This window comes from Okeania sp. SIO3I5 (assembly GCF_010672085.1).
Taxonomy (GTDB): Bacteria; Cyanobacteriota; Cyanobacteriia; order Cyanobacteriales; family Microcoleaceae; genus Trichodesmium.
This window is the reverse complement of sequence record NZ_JAAHHT010000071.1, coordinates 26,199-34,054: the sequence shown is the minus strand read 5'-3', so window position 1 is coordinate 34,054 and position 7,856 is coordinate 26,199. Positions and strand designations below refer to the sequence as shown.

Below are 7,856 nucleotides of genomic sequence, written 5' to 3'. Positions count from 1 at the left end.
CTATCAAACTGGAGTCGTTGCTTTCGGTGTTACCTCCTGATTTGATGAGTGTACCAGAATTGTTAAAGATGGGGTTGTCTCCTGAACCTCTTTCCCAGTCAGCATCACTTTGGATGTCGAGGCTGCCAATGTTGTTGAATACTGCTGCATTGCTAGCATAGATGTCTCCAGTATCTTTCCAGATGCCTGTCCCATTATTTGTGAGAGTGCGACTGTTAAGAGATTTAGTGCTGCTGCCGTTTAGGTTTAGTTGGTTGTTAACTGTAGTGCTGCCATCTCCTGTGAGAGTGCCTCCACTCCAGTTGAAGGTTTCTATGGTGATGTCTCCTTCTCCTGTAAGTATACTACCACTATTTTGAGTTAAAGTCTCAATGTCAGCAGTCTCTTGAATTGTTAAATCACCATTATAATCCAGAAGTAGGTTGTCACGGCTAACCAAGCCATTGACTGTCACATCATCATCTATTGTGACAGTCAATTGACCAGGTAAATCGATCGCCACGTTATCCCCAGCTTGAGGAACTCGACCTAAATCCCAATTATTAGGCTCGTTCCAGTCTCCTCCTTCTGGGTTAATCCAGTTGATATTACCTGCGGCCTGAACAATACTAAACTGGCTGTTAACATTGGCTGTGCCTAAAGCATTACCAGCACGATCTTTAACTGCTGGTGCAACAATCTCTAGTTGATGGTTTCCTATGGATAAAGACTCATAAGCAAGTTCCACTTGTTGTTGGTTATTAAGCACTTTTATGCTAGTTGGAGTAACTACTGCTCCGCTATTATCTTTGATTCGGAATGTATCTACAGTCACAGAATCCTTGTTTAAGGGTTCTGAAAATTCCACTTGTACAGTTTTATAGAATTGATTTCGTGTTTCTTCATTATCTGGATTGATGCTGACAATCGCAGGTGCTTGCGTATCCTCAATGACTTCTAAAACTAAAGGTTCGGATAAGGTTGAGTTACCACCTGTATCTGTTGCTTGTACTTGCACGGTAATCGTATTGCCATCATCGATAGTGCTAGGAACCAGGGGTATCAGTTCAAATGGAGGTGAAACATCGGTGCTGACTACTTCCCCATTAAGCAAAATTTCCACGTTTCGCACTTGCACGTCATCAGTAACAGTGGTAGTAAGAGGAATGATGTCTCCTTCCAATACTTGAATTCCATCAGTATCAGGAAGAGCATCAACAGGTTGGTTAATAGTAACAGTCGGTGCTTGACCTTGCTTATCAAGGGATAAGTAGTTAATCACTTGCAAACCGCTTGTGCTATCTGCAACGTAGGCAATGCCAGAACCAATGACGACATCTTGAGCAGTACCAGGAGTATCAATCCGAGTAACAAAGTTGTTGGTAACTCGCGGGTTGTTCAAATTATAAATTGACACCCCTTGACTACCTGCTGCCACCAATCCTAAACCAGAACTATTGACGGACAAATCTTGACTGGTAAAGCGATCGCTTTCAGCACCAATCAGAGTTGGGTTAGTGGGATCAAATACATTGATTGTTTGTAATCCCCCTCCTGTAATGTAGGCAATGTTATTACTTGCAAATATTCCTACATTGGAGGAGGAAACTGGTACTTCTAGTTGACCTTGGAGAATGGCATCGTTAGTAATGTCGATTACTGAGAAAGTATCGGAGTTATTGGTGAAACTATAGAGTTTAGTGCCTTCACGAGCTAAGTCAGTAACTATGCCAGTACCGGGTAAGGTCAAGGTTTGTAATTGAACACCTGTGGATAGATCGATTACTTGGATGGTATTTTCATTGGTTGTGTATGCTTTGCCATTGGCAACTTCTACTTGATTTGCAGGAATTTCAATGGTATCCTTGATACTTGGTAGCATGGGATCGGAAACATCGACTAATTGCAAGCCATCATCATTAGTCGCAACTGCTGCAATTTGTAGATTGGGATCGACTGCAACATCTGTAGCGTCACCAGGGAGGTCGAGTTGACCTTGGATAATAGGGTTATCAAATTGGGACACATCTACTAGGGCAATGCCATAGTCACCAGTGGCAAGGTAGGCAATTTGGGTTTCAGTGTCGGTGGCAGAAGCTTCGACAACTACAGAGTTGGCTTCACCATTTAGGTTGAGGCTGGAGATAATGCCTGTAGGTAGAGTTCTACTTTCGTTAGGGTTAGAGCTTTCGTCTATTTCTTCTCCATCACTTGGTATTAAGACAGTGGAAGGAATTATGAGAGTAGTACCACTAGCTCCTGTATTGATTGCTATTGCACCTTGTTCTTGATTAATAAAATCGAAGTATTCAAGTTTGTACGAAGTTTCTGGTGCAAGAATAAGATTGCGGAAACCATCATTTTGATCTAATTCTCCTTGTTGTACAAATCCATTTGAGAGGTCTTCTAACTTATAAAACAAAGGATTTTGATTTAGATTACCTTCTGGCTGTTGTTCTAAGATTGACTCAGCCAAATTATTTTGGATAGTTTGGTTTGAATCAATGATTTGTTGGAGAGAGTTCAAATTTGAGTCTATTTCCTGACCATCAAAGTTTTCAAAAGGAGAAAATATTTTATCTAATTCATTCCCTAGTTGTCTAAACTCCTCAATTGTCACCCTATCAAGAGGTATTTCAGAATTATTTGACTTGCCGCTATATTCTCGCAGTACCTTTTGTTGCAATCCGTTTCCTAAACTAATAATGTTTTTAATTCCATCAGCAATTTGCTGTCTTTTAGAGTCAAATTCTCGATACGGATTTAGCTCTAACTCAGATAAATTTTTTAGAGTTGAAAAACTAAAATTCAAATGGTTAGCTAAGTCTTCTATAGCTTTGTTATCAAAAACTTTACCTAAGCTTTCTATAACATTTAAAGATTCACTAATAATATTATCTATGTCTTTCGATGTAGGTTTTACTATGTCAACCAAATTTTCTCCTACATCTATTGCTACATCTAAAATTGGTAATATGTAATCAGTTAATGATGCTTGACCAGTCCGATTTATTTCCTTAATCCCACTAATTAAATCATTAACATCATTTGCCGATTCAATCACAAAATTACGAATTTTAGATATCCGGAGGAATTCAGACGCTAAATCAACAGCATCAATAGATAACTCTAGGAGTTCTTTGAGTGTTGTTCCAAAACTTTTACCACTAACAGCACCACCACCTTCAGTTGACACCCCCGGCTGAGTAAAATGCCACCCAGGCGCCAATATCCCCACACCCTCATCAGACTCAATAACCTTACCATCATCACTCACAGTCCCCGTACCAATAACTTCCCAATCCCCAGAATCGTGATTAAATGACCAAATCAAACTTTTCTCCCCAGGAGCTAACCCCTCCAAATTGGGAAAAGTCACCGGAGCAGGCACATCAAAATTAGTCGCACCCCCCGCTTGAGAAAAACCATCTTCCCCACCAGCTTGAATCGAAATAACCAACTCCGGTTCCAACCCAGGAGGCAACGGTGCCGGCAACCGATCGGGCGACACCGGAATAATCGTTGCCCGAGTCGCCACATTCCCCTCCTCATCCTGCGCCGAACCTGCCGGGAACGTCACCTCAGTCAAAGCAAACAGCTCTGGATCGACATCGGGCAAAATCTCTGCCAACTGTTCCTTCGCTGCTTCCCCAAAACCAACATTTGTATCCTCATCCACTGACAACTCCTGAACATCCTCGGTTGCCATGGGCGGCAAATAGATATCAAACTCCTCACCATCCATTATCAACCGAGTCTCCTGTCCGGGGACGCTATGGAACAATTTACCAACCGTCGCATATTCAGTACCATCGGGAGCATTAGTCGCCGTACTACCATCAATATGTACGGAAAACTCCGGTGCCGGCACATCCTCCAACCGGAAGAAGCCATTTTCATCCGTTACCGCTGTCACATCTGGCAACGCATCCAAGCGAATAGTCGCCCCAACTACCGGTTTATCCTCCCCATTTTCTTTATTGAAAGAATCAAACACATAACCAGTTACATCAGTTCCCGGTATCTGTGTCAACGGCAAAGTAGAAAAATCAGCAGTCACCGTTCCCCCCGGTTCGCCGTCAGCATCCGCATCCAACTGTTGACCTCCCACAACTTGTATCTTATCTCCATCCAGCACCACCCGGACTTCCGTAGATGCTGGTAGAGGTTGTTCGTAGAAAAATGTGGCGAACTCTTTGGTACTAGAAACATTGATCCGTCCTGGTATCCGTTTCCCGTTAGCTATTAAATAGAAGGATTCATCATTCACCGTATTCGGTTCCACTTCCTGCCCAAACCGCACCACAGTTTCCCGAGTCAGCGCCACCATCTCCTCCCCATTAGCGGGAGAAATTTTTACCTCTTGGGGAACGACGGTAAATTCCAAAACGTTACCTGTTGTCAACTGGTTACCAGCGATATCTTTGACTTGGTTAGAAATCTCTAATTCGTAACTGCCAAAATTCAACGGTTCGGCAAATTCCAGACGAACGCTATTATCGGTTAACCTCTCGACAGACGTAATATTCGTATTTTCGCCGTCGAGTGTCAAGGTGTAGTTGTTAACAGCAACAGCCTCATCATCCACTGCTTCGTCATACAAAACATCCACAAATTCAGGCTTCGCGCTCAAACTACCAAAAGCACCGCTAGCAGTGGGAGCAGTCATATCCAAAACAAAATTAAACTCCACAACCTCGGATTCGTTATCCAAATTATCGGTGGCCACCAATTTCAGAGTATGCTCCCCATCAGTCAACGGCCCCCCGTTAATAGCCTCCAATCGTTCTTTGTCCAAAACAAACTCGCCATTTGTTTTAATATCTGTTAACAAACTGACAAAATCCTTTACTGGAATATCATCAAATCCAGCCTTAAAATTGGTAATATTGCTGGTATCCTTAAGAGTTCCCTTAATGCTCAACTCAGAAGTAACACCATCTTGATTTTGAACCCCAGTATCCTCCACCAAATCCACAGTAATTTCTGGCGGTGTCGTATCCTTCAATAAATTAAAGATTTGATTGCCTTTCAAGTTATCGACAACCTCAATAAAACCTTTACCTTTCTTATCAGTATTCTCCTCAAAGAAATCCTCAATTATTAAATCTTGATTGGGCTGAATTTTCCCATCTTTATTCAGGTCTATTCCTAAATCTGTTCCATTTCTTTCAATACCAACTTTACCCTTTTTCAATCCTTGATTAAAAAGTTGAGCAGCACCTAATTTAAGAGTATCTTTTCCACCAGTATCAATTATCTTACTTCCCCCTGCATTTTTAGCATTAAGCTGATAAGTATCGTTACCTTTTCCACCATTCAAAACATCAGCATTCCCACCACCAATTAAAGTATCATTCCCATCGCTACTATTTAATTTATCATTACCCTTACCACCATCTAAATTATCATCACCTTTACCTCCAGAAAGATTATCTTTTCCTTCTCCTCCAATCAGAATATCCTCACCATCTTTTCCAGTCAGACGGTCATTACCTTTTTTCCCATCTAATACATCATCTTTATTCGTACCTTCAAGTTTATTATCTTTATTATTCCCAACTTTCACAACACCACTTTCTTTGAGAATTACCTCACCAGACAGATTATCTACTTGTTCGAGAAAACCACTACCTTTTTTTCGACCTTTAGCAGCAAAGAAATTTTCCACAACCAAATCTTTCTTGCTCTCAAACTTACCATTTTTATTCAGGTCAATAATTAAGTCAGTACCATCTCGTTCAAAACCAACTTTCCCCTTCTTTAAACCACCTTTAGATAGTTGAGCACCACCCAACTGAAGAGTATCTTTTCCACCCGTATCAATTATCTTACTTCCCCCGGCATTTTTAGCATTAAGTTGATAAGTATCGTTACCTTTTCCACCATTCAAAACATCAGCATTTCCTCCACCAATTAAAGTATCATTCCCATCGCTACTATTTAATTTATCATTACCCTTACCACCATTTAATTTATCGTCACCTTTACCTCCAGAAAGATTATCTTTTCCTTCTCCTCCAATCAGAATATCTTCACCATCTTTTCCTGTCAGACGGTCATTACCTTTTTTCCCGTCTAATAAATCATCTTTATTAGTACCTTCAAGTTTATTATTTTTATTATTCCCAACTTTCACCACACCACTTTCTTTGAGAATTACCTCACCAGAAAGATTATCTACTTGTTCCAGAAAACCACTACCTTTTTTTCGACCAAGAGCCGCAAAGAAATTTTCCACAACCAAATCTTTCTTGCTCTCCAACTTACCATTTTTATTCAGGTCAATAATTAAGTCAGTACCATCTCGTTCAAAACCAACTTTCCCCTTTTTTAAACCACCTTTAGATAGTTGAGTACCACCCAACTTAAGAGTATCTTTTCCACCCGTATCAATTATCTTACTTCCCCCAGAATTTTTAGCATTAAGCTGATAAGTATCGTTACCTTTTCCACCATTCAAAACATCAGCATTCCCACCACCAATTAAAGTATCATTCCCAGCGCTACTATTTAATTTATCATTACCCTTACCACCATTTAATTTATCGTTACCTTTACCTCCAGAAAGATTATCTTTTCCTTCTCCTCCAATCAGAATATCTTCACCATCTTTTCCAGTCAGACGGTCATTACCTTTTTTCCCATCTAATACATCATCTTTATTCGTACCTTCAAGTTTATTATTTTTATTATTTCCAACTTTCACAACACCACTTTCTTTGAGAATTACTGCACCAGAAAGATTATCTACTTGTTCCAGAAAACCACTACCTTTTTTTCGACCAAGAGCCGCAAAGAAATTTGACACAACCAAATCTTTCTTGCTCTCCAACTTACCATTTTTATTCAGGTCAATAATTAAGTCAGTACCATCTCGTTCAAAACCAACTTTCCCCTTTTTTAAACCACCTTTAGATAGTTGAGCACCACCCAACTTAAGAGTATCTTTTCCACCCGTATCAATTATCTTACTTCCCCCGGTATTTTTAGCATTAAGTTGATAAGTATCGTTACCTTTTCCACCATTCAAAACATCAGCATTTCCTCCACCAATTAAAGTATCATTCCCAGCACCACCATTAATAGTATCTTTAGCCTTAGTACCAATTAGGCGATCGCTACCTTTTTCACCATTAATCTTTTTTCTACGAACTATTTCTATTTCTGTTTCTGTCTCTGTTTCTAAAATACCGAACGAGTCCTCATTCTCTAATTCAGAGATTGTTTCTACTGTGTTGTTCGAGGTCTCCAATAATTCTATTTCACTTTCACTCGAAGATTGGTTAAGAAAAATATCTGACATGATATTTTCTTGGTCTACTAAATTAATTAGCAAGTTATTTTCTTGAGGTATTAGTTCCATAAATCTCTGCTTTTTTCAGAATTTATCATTTATCGTTATTCTATAATTTATATTCACAACAACTTTGATAATAAAAATTCGAGTTTTTTTTTACATTTCAATTAAGTTTTTTTACATTGCTATGAACAATGATTATATGATGACAGTTCTCAAAACCTTCTGTTAGACTATTTCTATGAAATATTGCTACAGTCAAATAACAGGCAAAAGGAGATAAAGACGCCGGAAACAGGCAAGATAAATAGACAAAAAATGGAGTAAAAAACATTAATTTTGACAATAAATTTAAGTCATAAAGTCTTAAATTGTAGGAATAAATCACAAATTGAAATGTAACAGCCTTTTTTGAATATGGAATTAAACCCGATCTAAGATAAGCTTCCCCTGTAGTGAGATGGTGCTTAAATTATTAAGTAATTAATACAAACCAAATAACTTTTTCGATAATTATTAGCCAGGAGCGTATTAATTATTCTTATTAGGGAATAGGCAATAGGAAAGAAAGAAAAAA

At 39.2% G+C, this 7,856-nt stretch carries 1 protein-coding gene; it reads right to left on the bottom strand.

The window, feature by feature from the left end:
• On the bottom strand, positions 1-7,345 hold a 7,345-nt coding region (locus F6K40_RS17500; protein WP_293138045.1), incomplete at its 3' end, for an Ig-like domain-containing protein.
• Between the last annotated feature and the right edge of the window lie 511 nt (positions 7,346-7,856).